The following is a 252-nucleotide window of genomic DNA, read 5'->3' as shown; positions in this document are numbered from 1 at the left end:
CGCGTGGACGACGGCCAGACCGAGGAGCAGGTCGTGCCCGAGGCGCCGGTCGGCGCGCATCAGCCCGAACGCGATGTCGACGCACCACAGCAGGAAGGTCGAGATCGCCACGTAGAACAGCAGCGCATGGACGGCGGCCGTGACGACGTCGACCCGGGCGCCGCTCTCGGGCGCGACGGTCCGCAGGCCCATCATCCGCTGGCCGATCGTGCTCTGTTTCGGCCCGCCCACCGTGATGGCGCTGTAGATGAT

The 252-nt window shown here is 70.2% G+C and carries 1 protein-coding gene; it reads right to left on the bottom strand.

Annotated features, from left to right (window positions below; genetic code table 11):
- Positions 1-252 (bottom strand): RDD family protein (locus C1X29_RS30135; RefSeq protein ID WP_146023332.1); only part of this gene is annotated, 252 nt, incomplete at both ends.

It is taken from the genome of Pseudomonas sp. GW456-12-10-14-LB2 (assembly GCF_002884345.1).
Lineage (GTDB): Bacteria > Pseudomonadota > Gammaproteobacteria > Pseudomonadales > Pseudomonadaceae > Aquipseudomonas > Aquipseudomonas paraglycinae.
This window is presented reverse-complemented; position numbering and strand designations above follow the sequence as displayed.